Annotated in this window: 1 pseudogene; it reads right to left on the reverse strand. The window is 70.6% G+C overall.

What is annotated here, in order from left to right:
- A pseudogene (locus tag RJ1_RS45205) lies at positions 1 to 591 on the reverse strand (Rossmann-fold NAD(P)-binding domain-containing protein); the annotation flags it as partial.

The raw sequence follows: 591 nt of genomic DNA on the forward strand, positions 1-591 counted from the left end.
CGAGCCACTGCGCACCGACCGAGCGAACCTGATCGGCCACCTCCGGGCGCACGTCGTAGCCGGTGGCCCGGCCACCGAGCCGCTTCGCCGTCGCCAGGGCCTGCAAACCGGCGACCCCGACACCGAGGACCAGCACCGTCGCCGGCTTGACCGTGCCGGCGGCGGTGGTGAGCATCGGGAAGAACCGGTCGACTCCGACGCCGCCAACAGCACCGACTTGTACCCGGACACGTTCGCCTGCGACGACAACGCATCCATCACCTGGGCGCGGGAAATCCGCGGGATCGCCTCCACCGCGAACGCCGCCACCCCCGCCGCCTTCAACGCGGCGACCTGGTTGTCCTGGTTGCGGGGCGCCAAAAACCCGATCAGCGTCTGACCCGACGACAGGCGGCTCACCTCCTCGTCGGACGGCGGCGCGACCTTCACCACCACATCCGCCGACCACGGATCGGCGATCTTCGCCCCCGCCTCGGTGTACAACTCGTCCGGAATCAGCGCGCCCAACCCGGCACCCGACTCGACCACCACGTCGACGCCCTTGGCGATCAACGCGGCCACGACCTTCGGCACCAACGCCACCCGACGCTC

Origin of the sequence: Rhodococcus jostii NBRC 16295 (genome assembly GCF_001894825.1) — a bacterium.
In the GTDB taxonomy this organism is placed as follows: domain Bacteria; phylum Actinomycetota; class Actinomycetes; order Mycobacteriales; family Mycobacteriaceae; genus Rhodococcus_F; species Rhodococcus_F jostii.